We start from the raw sequence: 26,233 nt of genomic DNA on the forward strand, positions 1-26,233 counted from the left end.
TGGGCACAGTTTCTCCACTTTCATCTCGATGCCGGGATTCGCGGTGGCCTGTCGGCGAGTGATCGTCGCACCTGGCCGAGAGGTGTGTCACAGGTAAAAACACCTGATCCGACACCTGTCTTGGCTGGGCCGGTGCCTCCCGCCCCTGGCCGGCGACCCGACCCGCCGTCACGCGGTAGGAACTCCGGTGGTGCCCGACCAGAAGTGGCAGGGCGGCCTCGGCCGTTTGCATGTCGACATCCCCCGGACGAAGGTCGGACAGCCTTCGCTCGGGGGATGTCGATAACCTGTCCGCCCGGCATCCTCGGGAGGCGACGCGGTGGGGTGATCTCGCCCCGCGTCGGGAGACGCCCGGTGCCAGGCGAACGTGCTGCCGCGGAGCCGTAACCCGACTGCCGCCATGACCTTCGAGGCGTCCCGGCGTTCCGTGATCCGGTGCAGGACACGGCGCGTGACTGTGACGCCGGCCGGCCTGAGGAGGCTGCTGTGCCCTTTCGACGTTGGTCCATTGCCTGGGCGGTGGTGGGGATCCTGGTGGTGGTAGCGGCGGTGATCCTGCGGTTCGTCCTCGTTCCGATCGCCACCCGACTGCCTGGCGACACCGATCTGACCGTTCATTACCAGGGCACCGCGAACCTGCTCGACAGCAAGGCCTTACAGGCCGGAAAGGCGAGTTCCGCATTACGCTCGCACCTGCCCATCACGGTGGACCGCCGGGTGCAGGTGCTGTCCACCGCCGGGGACACCGCCGTGGTCAGCGACGCGCTCACCGTGCACGCCCCCGGTCAGGATCTACCCAGCAGCTACCGCTACGCCGTCGACAGGTCGACGCTGAAGGGTGTGACGCCACCCGCCGGGAGCAAGACCGAGCCCGCGACGGGCGCGTTGACCTCGGCCTTTCCGCTTCACCCCAAGAGTGACAGCTCGTACACCTACTATGACCCGGCCACCCGGACCATCGTCCCGATGACCTACGCCGGGCGTGACACCCGCGGTGGCCNGTCCGTCAACGTCTACCGGATCTCGCCCTCGGGCGCGGTCCGCAATCCCGACCTGCTCGCCTCCCTGCCGCCGGCCCTGCCCAAGAGCCTCGTCGTCGGTCTGGCGCCCCTGCTGCCCGCCGGCGTCCGTGCGGCCCTGACCCCGGCGACGGTCGCCGCGCTGCCCGACCCGATCCCGCTGACCTACACCGGCAGGTCCGCCATCGTCGCCTACGTGGATCGCCAGACCGGCGTCGCGATCGACGAGACCATCTCCCAGCAGGTCATCGTCAACGTGACGGTCGGCGGCAGGACCGTGAGCCTGCTGCCCGTCGTCGCCCTCGACTTCCACATCNCCCCCGCCAGCATCGCCGATCTCGCCGACAAGGCGAAGTCCGCGGGACTCCTGCTGATCCTCGTCGGCCTCGTGGCGCCGCTCGTCCTGCTGGTGCTCGGCGTGGCGCTGATCGTGCTGGCCATGCTGCGTGAGCGACGTGTGCTGCGTGCACTCCTGGGTGTCCTGCTGCGCAGGCAGGGGCCGGGCGGCCCGGCGCGCGGCGGCGCGGGGTCGGCGGACGGCGTGCGACCGGCGGACGGCACCGGGTCGGCGGGCGGCGGTGAGCCGGTGGACGGCGGTGAGCCGGTGGCCAACATCGGCGACGACGGTTCCGGTGACGCCCGGCGCCCCACGCCGCAGTCCGCACGATCTCTCGACTGATCCGCACAGCGGGCCCCCCGACGTCCCGGCGAAAGGAACTCATGGGAACGACGCAGATGGAGACGCTTAACGTTCGACGGCCGCGGACCGGGGTCGCCCTGGTGACCTTGGAACGCCCCGAACGGCTCAACGCGTTGAATCGGCCGATGCTTCGTGAGCTCCGGGAAGTCGCCGAGGAGCTGGCCACCGACGCGTCGGTGCGGGCCGTCGTCCTCACCGGAGCCGGTCGCGGCTTCTGTTCCGGGTATGACCTCGACGGCGCGGCCGAGTTCGCGACTCTCGGCCCGACGGGCGGGCTGGCGCTGCAGGACATGGCCAACCGGACGCTGCACGCCCTGCACACGCTGCCCCAGCCGCTGATCGCCGCCGTCGGCGGCCCGGCCATCGGCGGCGGCGTCAGCCTCGCCCTGGTCGCCGACATCCGCATCGCGGCCGTCGACGCGCTGTTCCAGGTCGCGTTCGTCCGGATCGGCATGTCGGGCGGCGATCTGGGTGCCTCCTGGCTGCTGCCGCGGATCGTGGGGCGAGGACTCGCCGCCGAGCTGATGTACACGGCGCGACCGGTCGGCGCCGAGGAGGCGGTGCGCATCGGCCTGGCCAACCGGGCCGTGCCCACCGCCTCGCTGCTCGACACCGCGTTCGACCTCGCGGGCCAGATCGCCGTCCACCCCCCGCTGGGTGTGCAGCTGTCCAAGCGTGCGTTGCAGGCCAGCACGGACTCGCCGTCACTGTGGTCGGCCCTGGAGACGGAGGCCCGCGGTCAGGCGCTGCTGATGGGGCATCCGGACACGGCGCAGGCGATCGCCGCCCTGCGGGAGAGCCTGGCCGCAGGCCGTGCGTCGAACGGCCGTGCGTCGCAGGACCGTGCGTCGCAGGGCTGAGTTCCGGGGGACATGAGCGAGGGGGCCGGATCGGCGTCGATCCGGCCCCCTGCCCTGCCCTGCCGGGCAGGGCGAACCTGGCGGGTCAGCTCGCTCGCAGCTGGGACACGAGGTCGTAGCGCACCTCGTCGGCCAGGTCGTAGGGCAGATACAGGGTGAAGCGGTCGATCAGCCCGGTGAAACGGCGGCGGATCTCCCGGGCGACCGAGGCCGGTTCACCCACCGTGGCGAAGGTGTGGAGCACGGTGTCGTCGACGAGCGCGGTCATGGCGGCCCAGTCCTTGCGCCGGGACAGCAGGTGGAGCTCCGTGTGCAGATCACCCCAGCCGTGCAGTTCGAGCACGCCGCGGTAGGCGGGCGTCGCGCCGTAGAAGGCGATGCGCTCACGGACCGCCCGCACCGCCTTCTCGACGTCCTCGTCATCGGTCCCGGTTGCCACCAGGCCGGGGTAGGACAGCGTGAACCGTTCGCGGGTCTTTCCGTTCGCGTCGAGCACGGAGGCGAGCTGGGGGAGCGTGACCTCCCGCAGGTAGCGCTCGCTGGTGAAGGAGTGCACCAGCATGCCGTCGGCGACCTCGGCCGCGACCGACGTCATCTTCGGCCCGACCGCGGCGATCAGCACTGGCGGTGGCCCGAACGGGTTGGGCCCAGGATTGAACATCGGCGTCATCAGGGTGTTCCGGTAGATCTCACCGTGGAAATCGAGTGGCTCGTCGTCGTGCCAGCTCCGCCAGATTGCGCGGAGGGCCAGCACGAACTCCCGCATCCGTTCGGCGGGTGCGGACCAGGGCATGTCGAAACGCCGTTCGATGTGCGGCCGGATCTGCGAACCGAGGCCCAGAGCGAAGCGGCCGGCGCTGAAGGTCTGCAGGTCGTTGGCGACGGTGGCGGTCGTCATCGGGTTGCGGGCGAACGCCACGGCGATGGCCGTCCCGATGTGCAGCCGGGGTGAACGGTCCGCGGCCAGCAGCAGGGGGAGGAACGGGTCCCGGTTGATCTCGGTGCTCCACACGCCGTCGTAGCCGATGTGATCGGCGTGCGCGACCTGCGCCGTGAGATCGGCGATGTCCGCGCCGCGGGTGCCGTCGGTGGATCCGCCGATATGGCCGTCGACCAGCACGTGCCGACTCCTTCTGATCGTGGCAGATGTGGTTCCCGACCTGTCGGGACGGGCCGGGGAACGGGCGAAGTAAATCAGGGGTAACCTTGCGAGGTCAACAGATCCGACTGTTCCCCGATGGGAGGCGGTAGGCCCGTGACCGGCGGAAGTACCTGGTGAGCGCGCGGGTCGGCCGGGCGCCGATCACGCGGACCCCACGGCCGCGCGACCGTCGAGCGCAGATCCTGGCGGCGGCCAGCGACCTGTTCTATCGCTTCGGTTATCACAACGTCGGCACCGAGGACATCGCCAAGGCGGTCGGCATCACTCCCGGTGCGCTCTACCGCCATGTCCGCAGCAAGGAGGAGCTCCTGGCCAGCGCGCTGTCGGACAGTTTCGAGCGGGCCACGATCGTCATCGATCGTCAGCTGCCCGGCGGCTTCGCCGCCGTGGTCGGGGACCTGGCCGAGACCGCCGCGCACCGGCGCGAGCTCGGGGTGCTGTGGACGCGGGAGACCCGGCATCTGCACGCCGAGTACCGCACGCCGATGCTGGAACGGTTCTTCGCGTTCCTGGGAAACCTGACCGCCGCGCTGCGGGAGGCCCGCGGCGAGCTGAGCCGCGACGACGCGCAGCTGTTGTCGTGGTGCCTGCTCGCCGTGCTCACCAGCGCCTCCTACCACCGGGTCGCCGCCTCCCCGGAGGTGACGACCACGCTGCTGCGCGACATGGCCCTGCGGGTGTGCGAGGCGCGGATCGATGGCTGCGGGGTTCACGAGGAGCCGGTCGCGGGCCGCGGGGAGACCGGACTGCCGCCCCGGGCGCGCCGGGAGGCGCTGCTGGCCGTCGCGGCCCGGTTGTTCGGGGACCGTGGCTACCAGTCGGTGACGATGGAGGAGGTCGGCGCGGAGGTCGGAATGACCGGCACCGGCGTCTACCGGCACTTCGCCACCAAGGGCGACCTGCTGAGCGCGATCGTCGCGCGCGCCACCGAGTCGTTGCAGCTGGGTCTGTCCCGGGCCCTGTCCGCGGCCACGACCCCGGCGGCCGGCCTGGACAACGTGGTGGCTGCCTACATCGACTTCGCGATGGCGCACACCGACCTCGTGAACGTCCTGCTCGCCGAGGTGATGAACGTGCCGCAGCCGTACCGCCACCGCATCCGGCGGGCCGAGCACGACTACGTCGCCGAGTGGGTCTGCCTGCTGGCGGCGACACATCCGGAGCTGGACCGCACCACGGTTCTCTTTCGGGTCCACGCGGTTCTCACCGTCATCAACGACGTCGCGCGCACCCCGCACCTGCGTGGGCAGCCGGGCCTGGTGGACAAGGTGCGGCTGGTCGCAGCCGCTGTCCTGCACGGCTGACGCCGGACCGCCCCGACCGGGGCGACGAAGTTCGCTCCGGTCTTGACGGAGTGAACTGGGTCACTTATGGTCCGACAAGTAAATCCCGTGACACACGCCGACGGTTCTGTCGGCCTTCGCGTCGGCGGCCCGGTGGGACGCCGTGGCGCCTGCGGTGGTCGCGGGCGGCAGCTCTCGGAGCGGGAGGGTGCACAGCCTTGATAGCGCCGGGCTCTTCGATCGTGTCGATGCAGGTGGAGGTTCGGGATCGACAACGGGAACTGGTCTCGGCGCTGCGCGCGGTGGCGGGGGCATCGGTGCCCGCCTGCGCCGATGGTCCGGCGGCGGCTCTGGTGGCCCGGCTCGATCGGCTCGCGGCCGAGTCCGCCGACGCCGAGCTGCGTGCCGCCCTCGGCGCGGGCCGCTTCGACCGGATCGGCGATCTGTTCGCCGAGCTCGGCGCGGTGCGGTCGGAGTTGTGCGCGTGGGCGGTGGAAGGGCCGTTCCAGGCGCTGACCCGGATCCGTGACCAGCTCGCTCTGCTGCGCCGGGAGACGAGCTCCGGGCGGATCACCCGGGCCGCCCCCGCCGCGCTGTGCGCGGCCGGCGGCTTCGACCGGGCGATGATCTCCAGCCTGCGTGGTTCGACCTGGCTGCCGGTCGCGCTGCACGTCGAGACGAAAGTCGACGGCCCCGCCAACGAGGCCCTGCGCCGTTTCCTCACGGACGCGGAAATACCGCTGGCGTCGTCGATGCCCGAGACCGAGCTGGTCCGCCGGCGGGCGCCCGCGTTGATCCGGCAGGCTCAGTCGGACGGTCGCGTCTTCCGGCCACTGATCGAGATCTCCGGGACGCGGGAGTACGTCGCCGCGCCGATCGTCGCGGGCGGCTGCGTCCTCGGTTTCCTGCATGCCGACACCTACGCCTCGGGTCGCCGCCTGACCGACGCCGACCGGGATCACCTCCAGACGTTCGCGGACGGTCTCGGACTCATCCTCGAACGAACGGTCCTGCTGGAACGCTCGAGGCTGCAGCACGATCGGATCGCGGACGCGCTCAGGGCCGTCCGCGCCACGAGCGAGGTGCTCGGTACCGCGCCGGTCCAACTGGCACGCACGATCACGCAGCGCCGCGCGGTGGTGGCCGGGCGGTCCTCGCCCTCGCCGTCAGCCATGATCGCCGCGGCACCCCCGCTCCCCGACGGTCTCACTCCGCGGGAGCGTGAGGTGCTCCGCCTCCTGGCCGCGGGCGCGACCAACGCCCAGATCGCCAACGCCCTCACAGTGTCCGAGACGACGGTGAAGTCCCACGTGAAGCACATCCTGCGCAAACTGCGCGCCTCGAACCGAGCCGAGGCGATCGCCCGCTATCTGTACCTCGCCCGCACCGCGGACCGAGCATTATGACGGTGCCGGCCGGCGAGCGCCGGCACAGCATGTTTCCGATACCCGCCGGCGACCGGGGCTGGCGGCGGCGCGAACGCGAACTCGGCGATCGGGTGGCCTTCCTGCACGGCGAGGTCCGTGACGCTCTCGGTATCGAACCGTTGCGCGGCACCGTCCTCACCTCCTCGGCGTCGTGGACCGAGGTTGTCTCGGACCTTGCCCAGCTCTGCGTCGACCGGCTGCGCGCGATGGCCGGGCACGCCGACGAGACCGGCCTGCGGACCTGCCTGCTCCTGCTGGACCTGCACGAACTCGCCTTCGACCTCGGCCGGCACGAACGAGACCGGCGCACGCGTCGACTGGCCGCCTGCTCCGAGGGACTTGCGCGCATGCGGGTGCTGCCGCACTCGACGGATCTGCTGGACCACGCGTGCGAGGAACTGGTCCGGCGCTGCGGATTCGGCCGGGCGGTGCTGTCCCGGGTCGACGACGGCGTCTGGCGGCCGTGGATGGCGTACTTCAGCAACGGCGACGAGTTCGAGTCGTGGTTCACGGGCTGGGTCGACCAGCCGATTCGGCTCGAGGGGCGCACCCCCGAGACGAGGCTGCTCACCGAGTGCCGGCCCGTCGCCGTCTACGACACGGCGAACGCCGTCGTACACCGGTCGATCATCGTGGACTCGGGTCGCTCGGACTCCTACGTCGTCGCCCCGTTGATGCACGGCACCTCGGTGGTGGGATTCCTCCACGCGGACCACCATCCGGCTTCGCGGCGCGTGGACGACTTCGACCGGGACGTCCTCTGGGCCTTCGCGGAGGGTTTCAGCCACCTGTACGAGCGGATCGTTCTGGCCGAGCGCCTTCGAACCCAGCGCGACCAGGCTCGGGAGATCCTGTCGTCGGCGGTCGAATCGGTGAGTGACTTCTGCGACGCGAGCATCGACTTCTCGCCGCACGCGGCCGTCGGAGCCATGCCGCGGACTCCCGTTGCGCCCCATCCGTTCGCCACCGGGCATCCTGGTGGGGAGCTCACCGCGCGCGAGTCGGAGGTCCTCGAGCTGATGGTGGCGGGAGCGACGAACGGTGCCATCGCCGAGACGCTGGTCATCTCCGAGGACACCGTGAAATCACATGTGAAACACATACTGCGCAAGCTCGGTGCGGCGAACCGGTCGCAGGCGATCGCGCGGTCGCTGGGAATCGCCGTGCACGGCGACGGTGTCTGAGGTCGCCGATATCTCTGGAGGTCGCCGGTCAGCGTGGCCGTCCCGGGGCGGCCGGGCGCTGCTCGCCGCCCCGGCCGCACCCGGCGTTGCTCACGGTGCGCCGAGCAGCCCCAGTTCGGCACGTCCGAGCAGGTCGTAGGCCTGGTCGGTGGTGAGCGGATGGAAGGGGCCGCCGCGGGCGTCACGGTAGAGGCGTTCGAGCACGTGTCCCCGCCGGAAGGAGGACCCGCCAACCAGCCGGAGGGCGGCGTCCGTCACCCTGATCGCGGTCTCCGTCGCGGTGACCTTGGTGACGTCGATGAACCCCGTGCGCGCGATCGGATCCCATTCGGCGTCGCGGCCCTCGATGAGGATCCGGCCGGTGGTTTCCAACGCCCGCGCCGCGGTCTCCACGTCCACCAGCATCCGGCCGAGTCCGTACTGGACGAAGCCGATCCCCTTCAGTGCGACGTCCTTGCCCTCCATCGTCGCGCCGAGGCTCTTCTTCTTCAGGATCTCCCGCGTCTCGGTGTAGGCCTTCTCCGCCAGGCCCAGGTACACGGCCGCGAAGCTCATCGACGCCCACTCGAACTCGCCGAACAGGCCGTTGCGGAAGTTCCCGCCGTAGGAGTCGGCGGGTGCCGGCACGTCGTCGAAGACGACCGTGTGGGTGCCGGTCGCCCGCATCCCCATGGTGTCCCAGGTCTCGACGATGCTGATCCCGGGGCTGTCCATCGGCAGCACGAAGACGGCCTCCCGGGCCGCGTGCTCGGTGAAGTCCTCGGGTAGCTGCCCGTTCTCGTCCGTGATCGTCGCATTGAAGGCGACGATGTCGGCTCCCAGGCAGAGGGTGGCCCATGTCTTCTTGCCGTGGATCCGCCAGCCGCCGTTCCCGTCGGGAATCGCCTTCGTGTCGGCGAGGCCGCTCAGACCGGCCCGGTCCTCACTGAACGGTCCGCAGATGATCTTTCGTTCCCGAACGACCTCGGTGAAGACGCGCTCCCTGGTGGCCTCGTCGAGCAGACCGCGGAAGATACCGATCATCGTCTGGTGCATGTTGAACGCCAGCGCGATCGCCGGGTCGCCCTTCGCGAGCTCCCTGGAGACGAGCGCGGTGGTGGCGATGTCGGCGCCGAGGCCGCCGTACTTCTTGGGCACCGCGATCCCGGGCAGGCCGCTGTCCTTGTAGAGCGGCACGAGTTCGGTGGGAAAGCGGTTCTCCGCGTCGGCGGACGGACCGGCCACCGCGAACTCCTTCGCCAGCGCACGGGCCGCCTCGAGCACCTCGGCCCGTTCGGCTGGCGTTATCTCCACATCGTGTTTTCCCATGCCGCAGCTCACTCCTCGTTGTTGATGACCGCGTACTGGCGAACACCGCGTACTGGCGAACGTAGACCGGATATGCGCGTGTTGAAATCTCCCCTCGGGAGAGCTTCTGCCCTTCGATGGGGTGACACGTCGCCGGGGTTCGGCGGCCCGCCGGACGCCGGCCCCACACTGTCCCTGTCCCGTTCTGCGGGGCCCTTGCCCAGTTCCGCGCGGTCCTTGTCCCGCTCCGGCGATCGCCGGAGCGCGCCCCGGCCGTTCGGGGCTCACCCGAAGGGGCAAGGTGTTTAACCCCGGGGGATGACGCGTCCGGTCTCGTCCGGCCCTACCGTTGGGCCATCCCCGCCGGCCGTCCGCCGGCCATCGGCGGTCTTTTCCCATCGGCGCAAAGGAGCGTGGCAGATGTCGTCCTACCGGTTCGCCGTGTTATGGCTGAAGGCGTTTCGTGAAAGCGCGGAGAAGGTCTGCGCCCTGTACGCCGACGACTTCCTCTTCGAGGATCTGATCCTGGACCAGTCGATCACCGACAAGGAGGATCTGCACCGAGTCTTCGCGCCGTACGCGAACAAGGATCTGAACAACGGCATCGGGATCAACCTGTTCCGGATCGACGAGTACATCGGTGATGCCCGCAGCGGGATCATCCGCTGGACCTGGGAGCCCGCGGGCTCGGCCGCCTTCCTCGGCGTCCCCACGGGCGGGAAGACGTTCAGCACGTCCGGTCAGACCTTCCACATCTACGACGCCGACGGCCGCATCAAGCGTGAGTCGACCTACTGGGACGCCGTCTCACCGCTGCACACGCTGGGCCTGCCGGTGTCGATCCACGGTGGCGTCGCCGCCCCGGTCCCCGCGTCCGCCCCGGTCCCCGCGTCCGCCCCGGTCCCCGCGTCCGCCGCGGTCTGAGGCCCCCGAGACCCGAAGCGAAGGGAACACGTCGATGAGCAAGGCCACCGACCACGCGCAGCGCTGGGCGCAGGTACTCACCACGGACACCGATGCCGCCGTGGCCCTGTACGCGGACGAGGTGCTGTACGACGACCGCCGATCGGTCGACCACGTCTATGACACGGCCACCGACAAGGCCGAGCTGCGGGAACGCCTCGCCCCGTATGCGAACGGCGACGCCGGCAACGGCGTCGGGATCCATCGCTTCGAGGTCCTTGAGGCCATCGAGACCACCGGGGGCAACGGGGCGCCCGCCGTCACGATCCTCTGGCGTTGGACCGGTGAACACCTCGCGGGCTTTCGGGGAGTGCCGACCGGCGGCCGGGCGCTGTCCACCCGCGGCCAGACCTGGCACCAGTTCGATGCCGACGGCCGGATCGACCGTGAGCTGACCAACTGGAACGACACCCCGGTACTCCAGGAGCTCGGCCTGCCGGTGCTCACCCCGCACTACTGGGACGCCGACTTCGACCCCGCCTCGCTTCTNGGGTGAAGCACCGGTCGGTGGACGGCAGTTCGATCTGGAGGTCAAGCAGTCATGTGGGGCACCCTGCCAGAGGTGTTCGATCGGGTGTGTCTGTACTACGCGGACTCGACGGCGATCATCGACGATGATCGTCGGCTCACCTACCGGCAGATGCAGAGCTGGGCCAACCGAGTGGCGAACGGACTCGGGGCGCTGGGGGTGGAGAAGGGCGACCGGGTAGGCCTGCTGCTGCCCAACAACCTGGAGTTCATACCGACCCAGCACGNCATCTGGAAGGCCGGGGCGGTGCTGGTGCAGATGCCGACGCGGTCCGCGGTCGGTGGCCATCGCACCATCCTGGGGCAGGCCGGCGCCACCACCCTCATCTATCACGCCCAGTTCGACGCGGTCGTCGCCGAGCTGCTCAACGGTCTGCCCGCCGTCAAGCGGGTCATCCGTCTGGCCGGCGGCCACGGGGCCGCTGCCGCCGCCGCTGTCAGTGCCGCCGCGGGGCCGACGACGGTCCTCGACGCCCTGGACGTTCTCGACTACCGGACGTTCTTCGACTCGCAACCGGATTCGCCGCCGTCGGTGTCCCTGGCCGAGGACGACGACGCGTACGTGCTGTTCACCTCCGGGAGCACGGGCGAGCCGAAAGGGGTGGTCAATTCCCACTTCACCTGGGCGCACTACAGCATCACGGCGGGACTCGAGATCGCCGACATCCGGCCGGGTGAGATCTTCGCGCACGGGGCTCCCCTCACCCACTTCACGCAGATCTTCGTGATGCCGACGTTCCTGCGTGGCGGGGTGAACGTGATGCTGCCGGGCCTCGACGTCGACGTTCTCCTCAGGACGATCGAGAAGGAGCGGGTGACCGCCACGGCCGTGGTCCCCACGATCGTCTACCTCCTGCTCGACCATCCCGGCCGGACGTCGTTCGACCTCTCCTCGCTGAACACGATGGTCTATGCGGGCTCCCCGATCGCCCCGGAACGCCTCCGTGAGGCACTCGACGCCTTTGGTCCGATCTTCGTCCAGACCTACGCCGGGACCGAGCCGGGCTACGTGTCGTGTCTGCGCAAGGAGGACCACCGGGTGGACACCGAGCAGGGTGTCCGACGGCTGGCGTCGGCCGGGCGACCGATCCCGTACGTGAAGGTCACCATCCAGGACGAGAGGGACCGGCCGCTCCTGGTCGGCGAACCGGGAGAGATCTGCTCGCGGCAGCTCGGGCAGATGCTGACCTACGTCGACCCCACCCGCAACGCCGAGGCGTTACGGGACGGCTGGGTGCACACCGGCGACATCGGTTTCCTGGACTCCGACGGTTTCCTCTACATCGTCGATCGCAAGAAGGACATGGTGGTCAGCGGCGGATTCAACGTCTTCCCACGTCAGGTCGAGGACGTGCTGTTGACCCACCCGGCGGTGGCCCAGGCCGCGGTGGTCGGCGTACCGCATGAGAAATGGGGCGAGGCCGTGCTCGCGGTCGTGGTCGCCAAGCCGTCCGAGACGGTGCGGGAAGGCGATCTGATCGCGTACGTCAAACGCGAGCTGGGAAGCGTGCCGGCGCCGAAGTCGATCGTGTTCTGCGACAGCCTCCCGGTGAACCCCGCGGGCAAGGTCGACAAGAAGGCGATTCGCGCGCCGTACTGGGCCGGACGCAGCCGGGAGATCGGATGACTGCGCAGCGCGCCGCCGACCGGGCCGACCGGGCCGACCGGGCCGACCGGGCCGACCGGACCGACCGGGCCGGACCGGGGCCGCGGCCCGAGCCGCCGGCGACGCTCGTCGACGCGGCCACCTTCCGCGAGGTCCTGTCGCATTTCGCCACCGGTGTCGTCATCGTGACGGCGCTGGCCGGGGACCGACCGGTGGGCCTGACCTGCCAGTCGTTCACCGCCCTGTCCCTCGATCCGCCGATGATCCTGTTCTGTCCCGCTCGGACGTCCACGTCCTGGCCGGTGCTGGCGGGCTGCGGGCGGTTGTGCGTCAACATCCTCAGCGCCGACCAGCACGAGATCAGCAATGGCTTCGCGCGCAGCGGCGCGGACAAGTTCGCCGGCGTCGCGTGGACGCCGCTGTCGAACGGCGCACCCGCGCTGGAGCGCGCCGCCGCGCACATCGGCGTGCGCATCGCCGAGGTCTACGACGGCGGCGACCATCACATCGTTACCTGCCACGTGGAATCCCTGCGAGCCGGCGAGGGCGGCGCTCCGCTGCTGTACTACCGCAGCGAGTACCGCCACCTCCGGCATCAGGACTGACATCCCACCGCCTTTCGAGAAGGAGGAGAACGTGTCCGCACCGCATTACCCGTTATTCATCGGCGGGGAATGGCTCGATTCCACCGAGCGGTACGAGATCAGAAGCCCCGCGACGGACGAACTCGTGGCGACCGTCGCGAAGGGCGGGGCCGAGCACGTCGACCGTGCGGTCGACGCGGCCAGGGCCGCGCACGAGGCGGGCGTGTGGCGGCACACCGCGCCGCAGGAGCGCTCGGCGTTGCTGCACGCGGTCGCCGGTCGTCTCGAGCAGCGCCTGCCCGAGCTTGCGGCCCTGCAGAGCCGGGAGAACGGCGCGACGATCCGCGTCACCGGTGCCCTGCATCTCGGCCTGTCGATCGGTCAGCTCCATTACCTCGCCGATCTCGCGAAGTCCTACGAGTTCGAGAAGGCCGGACCCGAGATCGGTCCGATTCCGGCCGCGGGAGTACTGCGCCGGGAGCCGCTGGGCGTGGTGGCCGCGATCGTGCCCTGGAACATCCCCCTTCTCGTGATCATCTGGAAGGTCGCCCCGGCGCTCGCCGCCGGGAACACCGTCGTGCTCAAGCCCGACGAGCACGCGCCGCTGCTGGCCCTCGAACTCGCCAGGGAGTTCGAGGCGGCCGGTCTGCCTCCGGGGGTGCTCAACGTCGTCACGGGTGACGGCGATCCGGTCGGCGCCCACCTCAGCGGCCATCCCGACGTCCGCAAGGTGGCCTTCACCGGCTCGACCGAGGTCGGCAAGGCGATCCTGTGCGCGTCCGCCGACACGGTGAAGCGGGTGACGCTGGAGCTGGGTGGCAAGGGGCCGAACATCATCCTCGAGGACGCGGACCTGCCGCTGGCCGTCGACGGGGCGCTGTTCGCGGCCCTGGCCAACAACGGGCAGGCCTGCGAGGCGGGCACCAGGCTGCTCGTTCCGGGCGTGCTGAAGGACGAGGTCGTCTCCCGGCTGGTGGAGCGGGCGAAGACCCTCAAGCTCGGTGATCCGCTGGATCCGGCGACCGACGTCGGCCCGGTGATCAGCGCCGGACAGCGGGACCGGATCCTGGGCTACCTGGAGTCGGCCCGCGCCGACGGCGCCACCATCGCCCTGGGCGGTGGCGCCCCACAGGGGCCGGGGTTCGAGACGGGGAACTGGGTCGAACCCACCGTCGTCACCGACGTCACGAACGATGCCCGGATCGCCCGCGAAGAGGTCTTCGGCCCGGTTCTCACCGTGCTGACGTACGACTCCGTCGACGAGGCGGTCGCCATCGCCAACGACACCGACTACGGACTTTCGGCCGGCGTGTGGGGCCGGGATGAGCAACGCGCTCTGGCCGTGGCCCGCCGGCTCGACGCCGGCATGGTGTACGTCAACGACTGGCACGTCATCCACCCGGCCTACCCGTTCGGCGGATTCAAGCAGAGCGGACTGGGACGCGAGGGCGGCCCCGACGCGCTCGACGCCTACACCGAGCAGAAGTTCATCTCGCTCGCCCGGTCCGGCGGGCTGGCGGACCGGGCGGCCTTCGCCCTGGTGCTGGGAACGCCGCCGACCCGCTGACCCTCGGTAGACCTGCTGACCCTCGGCAGACCTGCTGACCCTCGACAGACAGGGACGGATCAACGATGGAGCACGTCAGCACCGCCGGCGTCGTCGATCCGACGACCGTTCCGGTCGTGCGCAACCAGATCCGGTCGTTCCTCGACCTGCGACACGTCCGGGCCGGCGGCAGCCGCCCGCCCGGGTTCGACCGGTTCCAGGCCACCAGGCTCGGTGTTCTCGGGGCCGGGATGATGGGCGCGGGCATCGCCTACGTGGCCGCGCAGGCCGGCATCGAGGTGGTGCTCAAGGACATCAGCCTCGCCGCGGCGCGGCGGGGCAAGGCCCACGCCGAGCGGCTGGAGGCGAAGGCGCTGGCCCGGGGCCGCACCTCGCCGGGGGCGTCGGCGGCGTTGCTCGACCGGATCCACCCGACCGCCGACCCCGCCGACTTCGCCGGGGTGGACGTCGTCGTCGAGGCCGTCTTCGAAAGCGTCGAGCTGAAGCACAAGGTCTTCGGGGAGATCGAGGAGATCGTCGACCCGGCCGCGGTGCTCGGTTCGAACACCTCGACGCTGCCCATCGCCCTGCTGGCCGAGGGGGTCCGGCGGTCCGAGGACTTCCTCGGCCTCCACTTCTTCTCTCCGGTCGACCGGATGCCACTCGTCGAGATCATCCGGGGCCGGAGCACGTCGGACGCCACGCTCGCGAAGGCGTTCGACGTCGTCCGGCAGCTCGGCAAGACGCCGATCGTCGTGAACGACGGCCGCGGGTTCTTCACGAGCCGCGTCATCATCGCCTTCCTCAACGAGGCGATCGCGGCGGTCGGGGACGGCATCGACCCGGCCGCTGTCGAGGCGGCGGCGTTGCGGGCCGGCTACCCGGCCGGACCGCTCGCGCTTCTCGACGAGCTGACGCTGACCCTGCCGCGAAAGATCCGGCAGGAGGCGCAGGCGGCGGCGGAGGCCGTCGGTGATGTCTGGCGGGGCCATCCCGCGGACGCGGTCGTCGACCGGATGATCGACGAGTTCGGCCGGCCGGGGCGGTCCGGCGGCGCTGGCTTCTACGAGTACGACGACACCGGCCGGCGCGGCGGCCTGTGGCCGGGCCTGCGGGCGGCGTTCGGCACGCCGGGCCGCGGCAGCTCGCCCGCCGACCCCGCCGACCTTGCCGACCGGCTGCTGTTCGCCGAGTCGATCGAGGCCGTTCACGCGATGGACGAGGGCGTCGTCGGGTCGGTGCCCGACGCGAACGTGGGCTCGTTGCTCGGCATCGGCTTCCCACCCTGGACGGGCGGGGTGTTCCAGTACATCAACCAGTACGCCGACGAGCACGGCAGGGGCCCGGCGGGCTTCGTGGCCCGGGCCCGCGAGCTGGCCGACCGCTACGGCGCCCGCTTCGCTCCGCCCGGCTCGCTGGTGAGCCGGGCGGTCACCGGCTCGCTGTATGCGTAGCGGCGCGGCCCGGATCCGGTTCGACAGACGATCAATCGCTGGGAGGCGTTGTGGACTTCGGTGAGCGTTGTGGACTTCGGTGAGGACGCGGAGCTCGCGGCTCTGCGGGAGACGGTCGCCGCGATCGCGAAGCCGTTCGGCGGTGCCTACTACACCGAGCGGTCGCACGCGCGCAGGCCGACCAGCGAGGTGTGGGCGGCGCTCGCGCAGGCCGGTTTCCTCGGGGTGAACCTCCCCGAGGCCTACGGCGGCGGTGGCGGCGGCATCGTGGAGCTCGCGGCGGTCTGCGAGGAGACCGCCGCGGCGGGCTGCCCGCTGCTGCTCCTGGTGGTCTCCGCCGCGATCTCCGGCGAGGTCATCTCCCGTTTCGGCAGCGCAGAGCAGAAGCTGCGGTGGCTGCCCGGCCTCGCCGACGGCAGCCACAAGGTGGTGTTCGCGATCACCGAGCCGGGCGCCGGGTCGAACACCCACCGGCTGGCGACGAAGGCGGTCCGCGACGGCGACGACTGGGTGCTGACCGGGCAGAAGTACTACATCTCCGGCTTCGACGAGGCCGCGGCCGTCCTCGTCGTCGCCCGGACCGGCGTGGACGAGGCCACCGGGCGGGCGCGGCTGTCGCTGTTCGTCGTGCCGACCGACACGCCGGGCCTGGTCGCCCACCCGCTGCCGGTCGCCGCACAGATGCCCGAACAGCAGTTCACGCTGTTCTTCGACGACGTCCGGGTGCCGGCGGACGCGCTGATCGGCGTCGAGGGCGACGGCTTCCGGCAGGTGTTCCACGGCCTGAACCCCGAACGGATCACCGGCGCCGCGATCTGCGTCGGCATCGCCCGGTACGCGCTGGGAAAGGCCGCCGACTACGCGCGTCACCGGCAGGTGTGGGATGTCCCGATCGGCGCCCATCAGGGCGTCTCCCACCCGCTGGCGAAGGCGAGGATCGAGACGTCGCTCGCCGCGCTGATGACGCAGAAGGCCGCGTGGTCGCATGACCACGGACTGCCCGCCGGGGAGCCGTCGAACATGGCGAAGTACGCCGCCGCGGAGGCCGCCCTCGCGGCGGTGGACCAGGCGATCCAGACCCACGGCGGCAACGGGATGGCCGTCGAGTACGGCCTGGTGCCGCTGTGGGGGATGGTGCGCACGCTGCGGATCGCCCCGGTCAACCGGGAGATGATCCTCAACTACGTCGCGCAGCACACCCTCGGCCTTCCCCGGTCCTATTGAGGAGCTCCGGCCCCAACGAGGAGTTCCGGCCCCAACGAGGAGCTCCGGCCCCAACGAGGAGTTCCGGCCCCAACGAGGAGTTCCGGCCCCACTGAGGAGACAGCGATGACGTATTCCGCCACGAGATGGGCGCCCGCGCCGGGCGGGCCGGCGGCGCGGGCGCGGGCGGCCGAGGGCACCGTCCTGCGGTCCCGCCTGGACACCGCCTCCGAGTTGTATTGCACGAACCGTGCCGCCCAGCTCGCGAACCTCGCGCAGCTCGAAGAGCAGCTCGAGATCGCGCGGGCCGGCGGCGGCGAGCACTACCGCGACCGTCACCGCCGACGCGGCCGGTTGCTGGTGCGCGAACGCGTCGAGCTGCTGCTCGACCGGGACTCGGCGTTCCTCGAACTGTCCCCGCTCGCGGCCTGGGGAACGGAGTTCGCTGTCGGCGCGAGCGTCGTCACCGGCATCGGGGTGGTGTCCGGGGTCGAGGTCGTCGTCATCGGGCACGACCCGACGGTNCGCGGCGGCACGATGAACCCGTACTCGCTGCGCAAGACGCTGCGTGCCCTCGACATCGCCAGGCGCAACCGGCTGCCGGTCGTGAACCTCGTCGAGTCCGGCGGTGCCGACCTGCCCAACCAGTCCGACCTGTTCGTCCAGGCCGGGAAGATCTTCCACGACCTGTCCGCCCTGTCGGCCGACGGCATCCCCACCATCGCCCTGGTCTTCGGCAACTCCACCGCGGGCGGGGCGTACGTGCCGGGCATGTGCGACCACGCGGTGCTGGTGGACCGGCAGGCGAAGGTGTTCCTCGGCGGGCCACCGCTGGTCAAGATGGCGACCGGCGAGGAGTCCGACGACGAGGATCTCGGCGGCGCGGCGATGCACGCGCGGGTCTCCGGAGTCGCGGACTACTTCGCGGTCGACGAGCCCGACGCGATCCGAATCGGCCGGCGGATCCTGTCCGAGATCAACTGGCGTAAGCGCGGACCCGGGCCGAGCCTGCCCGCCGACCCGCCCGTGTACGACGCCGACGAGCTGCTGGGGATCGCGCCGGCGGACATCCGGGTGCCGTTCGACCCGCGCGAGGTGCTCGCCCGGGTCGTCGACGGCTCGCGGTTCGGTGAGTACAAGCCCGACTACGGCACCAGCCTGGTCACCGGCTGGGCATCGATCCACGGCTTTCCGGTCGGGGTCCTCGCCAACGCCAACGGCGTGCTGTTCAGCGCGGAGGCGAAGAAGGGCGCCGAGTTCATCCAGCTCGCCAACCAGGTGGACACGCCGCTGATCTTCCTGCAGAACACCACGGGCTTCATGGTGGGTGCGGCCTACGAGCAGGGCGGCATCATCAAGGACGGCGCCAAGATGATCAACGCGGTGACGAACAGCGCCGTGCCGCACCTGACCGTCAACATGGCGGCGTCNTTCGGCGCGGGCAACTACGGCATGTCGGGGCGCGCCTACGACCCACGGCTGATGTTCGCCTGGGTGGGCGCCAAGCTCGCCGTCATGGGCGCCGCCCAGCTCGCCGGGGTGCTGTCGATCGTGGGCCGGGCCGCCGCCGAGGCCGCCGGCCGACCGTTCGACACCGCGGCCGACGACCAGCGCCGCGGGGAGATCGAACGCCAGATCGGCGAGGAGTCGCATGCCTTCTTCCTGAGCGGAAAGCTCTACGACGACGGCGTCCTCGACCCGCGCGACACCCGCACCGTGCTCGGCATCGCCCTGTCCGCCGCGCACTCGGGCCCGATCGAGGGACGCCGTGGCTACGGCGTCTTCCGGATGTGAGCCCCGTGCGCCCGGTGACAGCCCAGAGCCCGGTGACAGCGCAGAGCCCGGTGACAGCACAGAGCCGAGCGACCCCAGGGGGGCGAGTGATCACAAAACTGCTGGTCGCGAACCGGGGCGAGATCGCGGTCCGGATCATCCGGACCGCGCACGAGATGGACATCGCCACGGTCGCGGTCTTCTCCGACCCCGACGCGGGCGCCCCGTTCGTCGCCGCGGCCGACGAGGCCGTCCGGCTGCCCGGGGCGACGCCGGCCGAGACGTATCTGCGTGCCGATCTGGTGATCGACGCCGCGCTGCGGGTGGGGGCCGACGCCGTCCATCCCGGCTACGGCTTCCTGTCCGAGAACGCCGACTTCGCGCGGGCGTGCGCCCAGGCGGGGATCGTGTTCGTCGGACCGCCCCCGGAGGCCATCGAGGCCATGGGGTCGAAGACCCGGGCGAAGGAACTGATGGGCGCGGCCGGCGTGCCGGTCCTACCCGGTCTGATCGTCGACGACGAGCTGCTCGCCGAGCCCGACCGGCTGCTGAAGGCCGCGGCTGAGCTGGACTTCCCCGTGCTGGTCAAGGCCGTCTACGGCGGGGGTGGGCGCGGGATGCGCATCGTGCACGACCTCGGGGCGCTCGCGGACGCCGTGGCGGGTGCACGGCGCGAGGCGGCCTCGGCGTTCGGCGACGGCACGGTGTTCCTGGAGCACTACGTCTGGCGTCCCCGCCACGTCGAGGTGCAGGTCTTCGCCGACACTCACGGCGACGTCGTGCACCTGTTCGAACGGGAGTGCTCGATCCAGCGGCGCTACCAGAAGATCATCGAGGAGGCGCCGTCCGTCGCGGTCGACGAGCACCTGCGGGAACGCCTCGGCTCCGCCGCCGTCGCGGCCGCCGCGGCGATCGGCTACGTCGGCGCCGGGACCGTCGAGTTCGTGCTCGACCGCACCGGCCGGTTCTTCTTCCTCGAGGTGAACACCCGGCTGCAGGTCGAGCACCCGGTGACCGAGCAGGTGACCGGGCTCGACCTCGTCCGGGCGCAGCTGCTGGTGGCGCAGGGCGCGCCGCTGCCGGCCGAGCTGCGCCACGCCCGCATCACCGGCCATGCCGTCGAGGCCCGCCTGTACGCCGAGGACGTGCCCGCCGGGTTCCTCCCCGCGACCGGGACGATCCACCGTTTCGACGTGCCCACGTTCGACGGCGTTCGCGTCGACAGCGGAGTCGCGGACGGGTCGGTCGTCGGCGTCCACTACGACCCGATGCTCGCCAAGGTCATCGCGCACGGCGCGACGCGTGACGAGGCGATCCGTCGACTCGCCCGCGCGCTGGCCGGCACCCGCGTGCACGGGGTGACCACCAACCGGGAGCTGCTGGTCGCCGTTCTGCGCGACGAGGAGTTCCGCTCCGGCGACATCGACACCGGTTATCTCGACCGGCACGACGCGGTCGCGATGGGCTCGCCCGCGACGTCCGCCGACGTCCTCGCGACGCACCTGGTGGCGGCCGCGCTCACCGCCGCGGCCGAGCGCCGGGCGACCGGGATCCTCCCGACCGCGCCGCCCGGCTGGCGCAACGTCCCGACCTCCCCGCAGCGTGCCGTCTTCGCGCTGTCCGGTTCGGGATCGTCCGGGCTCGGTGCCTCCGGGCGCGAGGTGGAGGTGACGTACCGCTGGCGCGCGGACCGCGTCGACGTCACCGTCGACGGCCGGGACCGGGACGTGGTGGTGCACCGCCTCGACGGCGAACAGGCCGATCTGACCGTGGACGACGTTCGTTCGACGGTCCGGGTCCACCGCGTCGGGCCGGAGGTCTACCTGGACGGTCGCGGCGGGTCGACGGTGGCCCGGGAGACGCCCCGGTTCGTCGAGCCGGGCGCGAGCGCCGCGGCGGGATCGCTGACCGCTCCGATGCCGGGAACGGTGGTCCGGGTCGCCGTCGAGCGGGGTGCGGCCGTGACCGCCGGAGAGGTCGTGCTCGTTCTGGAGGCGATGAAGATGGAACACGCGGTGACCGCGCCGCACGACGGCGTCCTGCACGAGCTGGACGTGCGTCCCGGCCAGACCGTCGACGGCGGGCACGTCCTCGCCGTCATCACACCGGGGCCGGCGCGATGACCTCGCCCGCGGTCACCTACCGGCGGGACGACCGGGTCGCGTGGCTGACCATCGACCGGCCGGAGGCCCGCAACACGCTGTCCGCCGAGGTCCGCCGGGGCCTGTGGGACGGTTTCGCCAGGTTCAACGCGGACGGGGACGCGTCCGTTCTCGTGCTCACCGCCGTGGGCGATCGGGCCTTCTGCGCCGGGGGCGATCTGAAGGAGATGGCGACCCAGGCGCTTGGGGTGCCGCCACTGGACTACGTGCCCCAACCCGGCCGGAACATCGAGGTCGACAAGCCCGTCGTCGCCGCCGTCAACGGCGTCGCCTATGCCGGCGGATTCCTCCTGACGCAGTGCTGCGACCTGGTCGTCGCCGCCGAGCACGCCAGATTCGCGATCACCGAGGTCAAGGTCGGCCGCGGGGCGCCCTGGGCCGCGCCGCTGCCCTACCTGCTGCCGCCCCGGATCGCGATGCAGATGCTGCTCACCGGCGAGCCGATGGCCGCCCGGCGCGCCTACGAGCTCGGCCTCGTCAACGAGGTCGTCCCGGGAACCGACCTCGCCGGTCGGGCGCGGGAACTCGCCGCGACGATCGCGGCCAACGCGCCGCTGTCGGTGCGGGCCGCGAAGCGCACCGTCGGTCTGCTCGCCCAGCTTCCCCTGTCCGAGGCGTACCGCGAGGCGGAGCGGATCTGGGAGCCGGTGTACCTCAGCGCCGACGCCCAGGAGGGGCCGCGGGCGTTCAGCGAGAAGCGCCGACCGGTCTGGAGCGGGCGCTGATGGCCGCCGACCAGCACCCTGGCGCCGACCAGCACCCTGGCGCCGACCAGCACCCTGTCGTGGACGGACCGGACGCCCGTCCGGTCCGGCGTCCGGTCCGCATCGCGAACTGCTCGGGTTTCTACGGCGACCGGATCGACGCCGCGCGGCTCATGGTCGACGGCGGCCCGATCGACGTGCTCACCGGCGACTATCTCGCCGAGCTGACGATGCTGATCCTGTGGAAGGCCCGCCGACGGGATCCCGGTGCGGGCTACGCGCGGACGTTCCTCGTCCAGCTCGAACAGGTGCTCGGCACGTGCCTGGACCGGGGGATCCGCATCGTCGTCAACGCGGGCGGCCTCAACCCCGCGGGCCTGGCCGAACAGGTCACCAAGGTCGCCGCCGGGCTCGGCCTGTCGCCTCGGGTCGCCCATGTCACCGGAGACGACCTGACGGACCGGATCGGGCCGTTACGGGCGGCCGGCGAGTCCTTCACGCACCTGGACACCGGGCGCCCGTTCGCCGAGCTGGCCGCGAGCGGGGTCGAACCGGTGACCGCGAACGCCTACCTCGGCGGCTGGGGCATCGCCGCCGCGCTGGCGGCGGGAGCGGACGTCGTCGTCACTCCGCGGGTGACCGACGCGTCCCTCGTCGTCGGCCCGGCGGCCTGGTGGCACGGCTGGGCGCGCACCGACTGGGACTGGCTCGCCGGCGCGGTGGCGGCCGGCCACGTCATCGAGTGCGGGCCGCAGGCCTGCGGCGGGAACTACGCGTTCGGCTCGGAGGTCACCGATCGGCGGTATCCGGGGTTCCCGATCGCCGAGGTCGCCGCCGACGGCTCGAGCGTCATCACCAAGCACGCCGACACCGGCGGACTGGTGTCCGTCGGAACGGTCACCGCGCAACTGCTCTACGAGATCGCCGAGCCTGCCTACCCGAACCCTGACGTGGTCGCGCACTTCGACACGGTGGGCCTGACCCAGGAGGGGCCGCACCGGGTGCGGATCTCCGGCACCCGGGGAAGCCCGCCGCCGGGCACGTTGAAGGTCGCGATGAACTACCTGGGCGGCTACCGCAACACGATGACGCTGGTCCTGACCGGTCTCGACATCGAGGCGAAGGCCGCCTGGGCCCGCCGGGAGCTGTTCGACCTGCTCGGCGGCGAGAACGCGTTCGACGCCGTCGACGTGCGCCTGCTGCGGTTCGACCATCCCGACGCCGACGACAACGCCCTGGCGACGGCGCACCTGCGGATCACGGTGAAGGATCGTGATCCGAAGCGGGTGGGCCGAGCGTTTTCGGACGCGACGATGGCACTGGCCCTGGGCGGGTACGCCGGCTTCCACACGACGACCCCACCGACCGCCGAGAGCGCGTACGGCGTGTACTGGCCGACGCTCGTCGGGCGGGACGCGGTGGAGCATCGCGTCGTCCTCGACGATGGCCGCGGGATCGCCATCCCGCACAGCCCGCTGGCCCCGGCCACCGCGGCGCCTTCTGCGCGGACATCGCCGGCGACGCCGTCCCCGAGTGCTCCGCCGTCCCCGAGTGCTCCGCCGGTCCCGAACGCTCCGCCGGTCCCGAGTGCTCCGGGTGGCACGGTACGGATCCCGCTGGGTCTGCTGGTGGGCGCCCGCTCCGGGGACAAGGGCGGCAACGCCAACGTCGGCGTCTGGGCCCGCGACGCCGCGACCTACGCCTGGCTCGCCGCCGAGCTGACCGTGCGGCGCTTCGCCGAGCTGGTGCCGGAGGCCCGGGGGCTGGACGTCCGCCGCTACGAGCTCGCGAACCTGCGGGCGGTGAACTTCGTCGTCGTCGGCCTGCTCGGCGAGGGGGTCGCCTCGGCGACCCGTCCCGACCCGCAGGCGAAGGGGCTTGCCGAGTACGTGCGTTCGCGCCATGTCGAGGTACCCGTCGAGCTCGTGGATCCCATCCATGTCCCGTCTCGCGCACGTGACGGGGCTCTGTTCGTCAAGCGGTCCTCCCGTAGGGAATCAGGTGGCTGACATCGTGAACGAGTTGCATCATTTTGTGGCCGGCAAGCTGCTGCCCGGAACATCCGGCCGGTTCGGCGACGTGTTCGATCCGAACACCGGCCGGGTCCAGGCCCGCGTCCCACTGGCGTCGCAGGCCGAGGTCGACGCCGTCATCACCGATGCAGCCGCGGCACAGCTCGAGTGGGCGCGGTGGAATCCGCAGCGCCGGGCGCGGGTGCTGATGCGTTTTGTGGAACTGGTCCGCGCCGAGCGCGAGAGCCTGGCCCGGCTGCTGTCGTCCGAACACGGTAAGACGATCGCCGACGCGGTCGGCGACATCGAGCGGGGGCTGGAGGTGGTCGAGTTCGCGATCGGCATTCCGCACCTGCTGAAGGGCGATTTCTCCGCGAGCGCGGGCACCGGGATCGACGTCTACTCGATGCGCCAACCGCTCGGCGTGGTCGCCGGGATCACCCCGTTCAACTTCCCGGCGATGATCCCGTTGTGGAAGGCCGCCCCGGCCATCGCCTGCGGCAATGCGTTCGTGCTCAAGCCGTCCGAGCGTGACCCGTCGGTGCCGCTGCGGCTGGCGGAGCTCTTTGTCGACGCCGGCCTGCCCCCGGGGGTGCTCAACGTGGTGAACGGCGACAAGGTGGCCGTGGACGCGCTGCTGACCGACCCGCGGATCCAGGCGATCGGGTTCGTCGGTTCGTCGGCGATCGCCGAGTACATCTACGCCACGGCGGCGGCGCACGGCAAGCGCGCGCAGTGCTTCGGCGGCGCGAAGAACCACATGATCGTGATGCCGGACGCCGACCTCGACCAGGTCGTCGACGCCCTCGTCGGAGCCGGTTACGGGTCCGCGGGGGAGCGGTGCATGGCCATCTCGGTGGCGGTCCCGGTCGGGGCGGCCACGGCGGACGCGCTCGTCGAACGGCTCGCCGCGCGGGTGCGCGCCCTGAAGGTCGGCGCCTCGGACGACGCAGGAGTCGACTTCGGCCCCCTGATCACCGCGGCCGCCGTCCAGCGGGTGCGCGACTATGTCCGCAGCGGCGTCGAGGAGGGCGCGGACCTGGTCGTCGACGGTCGCGAACACGTCGTTGCCGGCCATGAGGGCGGCTTCTTCCTCGGTGGCACGCTGTTCGACCATGTCACCCCGGACATGCGGATCTATCGGGAGGAGATCTTCGGCCCGGTGCTCACGGTGGTCCGTGCCCGGGACTACGCCGAGGCGTTGCGGCTGCCGAGCGAACACGAGTACGGCAACGGGGTCGCCATCTTCACCCGGGACGGTGACACCGCCCGCGATTTCACCAGCCGCGTCAACACCGGGATGGTCGGGGTGAACGTGCCGATCCCGGTCCCGATCGCCTATCACACCTTTGGCGGCTGGAAGCGGTCCGGTTTCGGGGATCTCAATCAGCACGGTCCCGATTCGATTCGTTTCTACACGCGAACCAAGACCGTCACCTCGCGCTGGCCCGGTGGGACCAAAGAGGGCGCCAGCTTCGTCATCCCGACGATGAACTGACGGCTCACCCGATGATTCTCACCGCCGAACAGCACGCGCTGCGCGACACCGCGGCCGCGTTCGCCGCCGAACATCTCGAACCGAACGCGCTGCGCTGGGACCAGACCAAGCACTTTCCCGTCGACGTGCTCCGCAAGGCCGCGCAGCTTGGCATGGGCGGGATCTGTGTCGCCGAGGACGTGGGCGGCAGCGGACTCGGTCGGCTCGACTCCGCGGTGATCTTCGAGGCGCTGGCGACGGGGTGCCCGTCGATCGCCGCCTATCTCTCCATCCACAACATGGTCACCGCGATGATCGACCGGTACGGCGACGCGGGGCAGCGAGCCCGTTTCGTCCCGGCACTGTGTTCCATGGAGCACCTGGCCAGCTACTGCCTGACCGAACCGGGAGCGGGCTCCGACGCCGCCGCCCTGTCGACGCGGGCCCGGCGCGAGGGCGACTCCTACATCCTCGACGGGGTCAAGCAGTTCATCTCCGGCGCCGGAGCTGCCGACATCTACGTGGTGCTCGCCCGCACGGGCGGTCCCGGTCCGAAAGGGATATCGGCGTTCGTCGTCGACCGGGCGAACCCAGGAATGTCCTTCGGCCCCAACGAGACGAAGATGGGCTGGAATGCCCAGCCGACCCGCCAGGTCATCCTCGACGGCGCGCGGGTCCCGGCCGGCGACCGGCTCGGTCCCGAGGGCGGCGGGTTCGCCGTCGCGATGTCCGCGCTGGACGGGGGGCGGCTGAACATCTCGGCGTGTTCGCTCGGCGGGGCGCAGGCCGCGTTGGGCAAGGCGGTGCGGCACCTGCTGGAGCGGGAGGCGTTCGGCGCGAAGCTCGCCGACGCCCAGGCGTTGCGCTTCCGGCTGGCGGACATGCGCACCGGCTTGGAGGCCGCGCGCACCCTGCTGTGGCGCGCCGCGGCCGCGCTGGACGCCGGTGAGCGTGACGCCACCCCGCTGTGCGCGATGGCGAAACGCTTCGCGACCGACACCGGATTCGAGGTCGCGAACCAGGCCCTGCAACTGCACGGCGGCTACGGCTATCTGAGCGAGTACGGCCTGGAGAAGATCGTCCGCGATCTGCGGGTCCACCAGATCCTGGAAGGAACGAACGAGATCATGCGGGTCATCGTGTCCCGTTCGATGCTGGCGGCGGCGCCATGACCGATGTGCTGGTCGCGGTTCAGGGTGGCCTGGGCCGGATAACGCTGAACCGGCCGCGCGCCATCAACGCGCTGACTCATGGCATGGTGCGGACCATCGCGGACGTGCTCGACCGCTGGGAGCATGN

General features: G+C 71.1%; 20 protein-coding genes and 6 pseudogenes. 24 read left to right on the forward strand and 2 right to left on the reverse strand.

The window, feature by feature from the left end; translation table 11 throughout:
• Positions 1-519: 519 nt before the first annotated feature.
• The 4 genes and pseudogenes from UK82_RS42980 to UK82_RS20150 form a co-directional block, all read left to right on the forward strand.
• On the forward strand, positions 520-1,000 hold a 481-nt coding region (locus UK82_RS42980), incomplete at its 3' end, for a porin PorA family protein (RefSeq protein ID WP_396230603.1).
• A gap of 20 nt (positions 1,001-1,020) precedes the next feature.
• Positions 1,021-1,335 (forward strand): annotated as a pseudogene (locus tag UK82_RS42985) (hypothetical protein); the annotation flags it as partial.
• A gap of 1 nt (position 1,336) precedes the next feature.
• A pseudogene (locus UK82_RS42990) lies at positions 1,337-1,698 on the forward strand (hypothetical protein); the annotation flags it as partial.
• Between the two features lie 56 nt (positions 1,699-1,754).
• Positions 1,755-2,579: an enoyl-CoA hydratase/isomerase family protein gene (locus UK82_RS20150; protein WP_055408721.1), complete on the forward strand. Its 825-nt coding sequence runs from the start codon at positions 1,755-1,757 to the stop codon at positions 2,577-2,579.
• 85 nt (positions 2,580-2,664) lie between these two features.
• Here UK82_RS20150 and UK82_RS20155 read toward each other — a convergent pair whose 3' ends face one another.
• Positions 2,665-3,699 (reverse strand): TIGR03617 family F420-dependent LLM class oxidoreductase, encoded by a 1,035-nt coding sequence (locus UK82_RS20155; RefSeq protein ID WP_044886514.1) that lies wholly within the window; start codon positions 3,697-3,699, stop codon positions 2,665-2,667.
• A 155-nt stretch (positions 3,700-3,854) separates the two neighbouring features.
• On the opposite strand from UK82_RS20155, the gene UK82_RS20160 reads away from it, so the two are divergent.
• From UK82_RS20160 to UK82_RS20170, 3 genes are all read left to right on the forward strand, one after another.
• A complete protein-coding gene (locus UK82_RS20160) occupies positions 3,855-5,045 on the forward strand; it encodes a TetR/AcrR family transcriptional regulator (RefSeq protein WP_044886515.1) in 1,191 nt (396 codons plus the stop codon).
• A gap of 227 nt (positions 5,046-5,272) precedes the next feature.
• A complete protein-coding gene (locus UK82_RS38935) occupies positions 5,273-6,430 on the forward strand; it encodes a LuxR C-terminal-related transcriptional regulator (RefSeq protein WP_236706187.1) in 1,158 nt (385 codons plus the stop codon).
• On the forward strand, positions 6,427-7,635 hold the full coding sequence (locus tag UK82_RS20170) for a LuxR C-terminal-related transcriptional regulator (protein WP_055408725.1): 1,209 nt from the start codon (positions 6,427-6,429) through the stop codon (positions 7,633-7,635). The genes UK82_RS38935 and UK82_RS20170 overlap by 4 nt, the downstream gene beginning before the upstream one ends.
• 90 nt (positions 7,636-7,725) lie before the next feature.
• Here the strand turns inward: UK82_RS20170 and UK82_RS20175 are convergent, their stop codons facing one another.
• Positions 7,726-8,943, reverse strand: coding sequence for an acyl-CoA dehydrogenase family protein (locus UK82_RS20175; RefSeq protein WP_044886518.1), 1,218 nt, complete (start codon positions 8,941-8,943; stop codon positions 7,726-7,728).
• 399 nt (positions 8,944-9,342) lie between these two features.
• On the opposite strand from UK82_RS20175, the gene UK82_RS20180 reads away from it, so the two are divergent.
• The 17 genes and pseudogenes from UK82_RS20180 to UK82_RS38960 form a co-directional block, all read left to right on the forward strand.
• Complete coding sequence (locus UK82_RS20180) at positions 9,343-9,846, forward strand: ketosteroid isomerase-related protein (protein WP_044886519.1); 504 nt, start codon at positions 9,343-9,345, stop codon at positions 9,844-9,846.
• Between the two features lie 34 nt (positions 9,847-9,880).
• A partial coding sequence (locus tag UK82_RS20185; RefSeq protein ID WP_236706188.1) for a ketosteroid isomerase-related protein occupies positions 9,881-10,374 on the forward strand: 494 nt, incomplete at its 3' end.
• Between the two features lie 52 nt (positions 10,375-10,426).
• The coding region (locus UK82_RS38940; protein WP_236706189.1) for an AMP-binding protein at positions 10,427-10,640 on the forward strand (214 nt) is incomplete at its 3' end.
• A 1-nt stretch (position 10,641) separates the two neighbouring features.
• A pseudogene (locus UK82_RS20190) lies at positions 10,642-12,040 on the forward strand (AMP-binding protein); the annotation flags it as partial.
• Complete coding sequence (locus tag UK82_RS20195; protein ID WP_083507277.1) at positions 12,037-12,624, forward strand: flavin reductase family protein; 588 nt, start codon at positions 12,037-12,039, stop codon at positions 12,622-12,624. The pseudogene UK82_RS20190 and the gene UK82_RS20195, both read left to right, overlap by 4 nt.
• 31 nt (positions 12,625-12,655) lie before the next feature.
• Positions 12,656-14,170, forward strand: a complete 1,515-nt coding sequence (locus UK82_RS20200) for an aldehyde dehydrogenase (protein ID WP_055408732.1) — start codon at positions 12,656-12,658, stop codon at positions 14,168-14,170.
• Positions 14,171-14,223: 53 nt separating this feature from the next.
• A pseudogene (locus UK82_RS20205) lies at positions 14,224-15,603 on the forward strand (3-hydroxyacyl-CoA dehydrogenase family protein); the annotation flags it as partial.
• 69 nt (positions 15,604-15,672) lie between these two features.
• The gene (locus UK82_RS20210) at positions 15,673-16,827 is read left to right on the forward strand and encodes an acyl-CoA dehydrogenase family protein (protein WP_044886523.1); all 1,155 of its coding nucleotides are present in this window, start codon (positions 15,673-15,675) and stop codon (positions 16,825-16,827) included.
• Between the two features lie 105 nt (positions 16,828-16,932).
• On the forward strand, positions 16,933-17,330 hold a 398-nt coding region (locus UK82_RS38945), incomplete at its 3' end, for a carboxyl transferase domain-containing protein (protein ID WP_304438064.1).
• 1 nt (position 17,331) lies between these two features.
• Positions 17,332-18,236: pseudogene (locus UK82_RS38950) on the forward strand (acyl-CoA carboxylase subunit beta); the annotation flags it as partial.
• Between the two features lies 1 nt (position 18,237).
• A pseudogene (locus tag UK82_RS38955) lies at positions 18,238-18,600 on the forward strand (carboxyl transferase domain-containing protein); the annotation flags it as partial.
• A gap of 86 nt (positions 18,601-18,686) precedes the next feature.
• Complete coding sequence (locus UK82_RS20220) at positions 18,687-20,702, forward strand: biotin carboxylase N-terminal domain-containing protein (protein WP_055408734.1); 2,016 nt, start codon at positions 18,687-18,689, stop codon at positions 20,700-20,702.
• A complete protein-coding gene (locus UK82_RS20225) occupies positions 20,699-21,466 on the forward strand; it encodes an enoyl-CoA hydratase/isomerase family protein (protein ID WP_044886525.1) in 768 nt (255 codons plus the stop codon). Before UK82_RS20220 ends, UK82_RS20225 begins: the two co-directional genes overlap by 4 nt.
• The gene (locus tag UK82_RS20230) at positions 21,466-23,454 is read left to right on the forward strand and encodes an acyclic terpene utilization AtuA family protein (RefSeq protein ID WP_236706191.1); all 1,989 of its coding nucleotides are present in this window, start codon (positions 21,466-21,468) and stop codon (positions 23,452-23,454) included. Before UK82_RS20225 ends, UK82_RS20230 begins: the two co-directional genes overlap by 1 nt.
• A gap of 1 nt (position 23,455) precedes the next feature.
• Positions 23,456-24,955, forward strand: a complete 1,500-nt coding sequence (locus tag UK82_RS20235) for a CoA-acylating methylmalonate-semialdehyde dehydrogenase (RefSeq protein WP_044886548.1) — start codon at positions 23,456-23,458, stop codon at positions 24,953-24,955.
• Positions 24,956-24,966: 11 nt separating this feature from the next.
• The gene (locus UK82_RS20240) at positions 24,967-26,106 is read left to right on the forward strand and encodes an acyl-CoA dehydrogenase family protein (protein ID WP_044886526.1); all 1,140 of its coding nucleotides are present in this window, start codon (positions 24,967-24,969) and stop codon (positions 26,104-26,106) included.
• On the forward strand, positions 26,103-26,232 hold a 130-nt coding region (locus UK82_RS38960; protein WP_236706204.1), incomplete at its 3' end, for an enoyl-CoA hydratase/isomerase family protein. The genes UK82_RS20240 and UK82_RS38960, both read left to right, overlap by 4 nt.
• Between the last annotated feature and the right edge of the window lies 1 nt (position 26,233).

Source organism: Frankia sp. ACN1ag (genome assembly GCF_001414035.1).
GTDB classification, from domain to species: Bacteria; Actinomycetota; Actinomycetes; order Frankiales; family Frankiaceae; genus Frankia; species Frankia torreyi.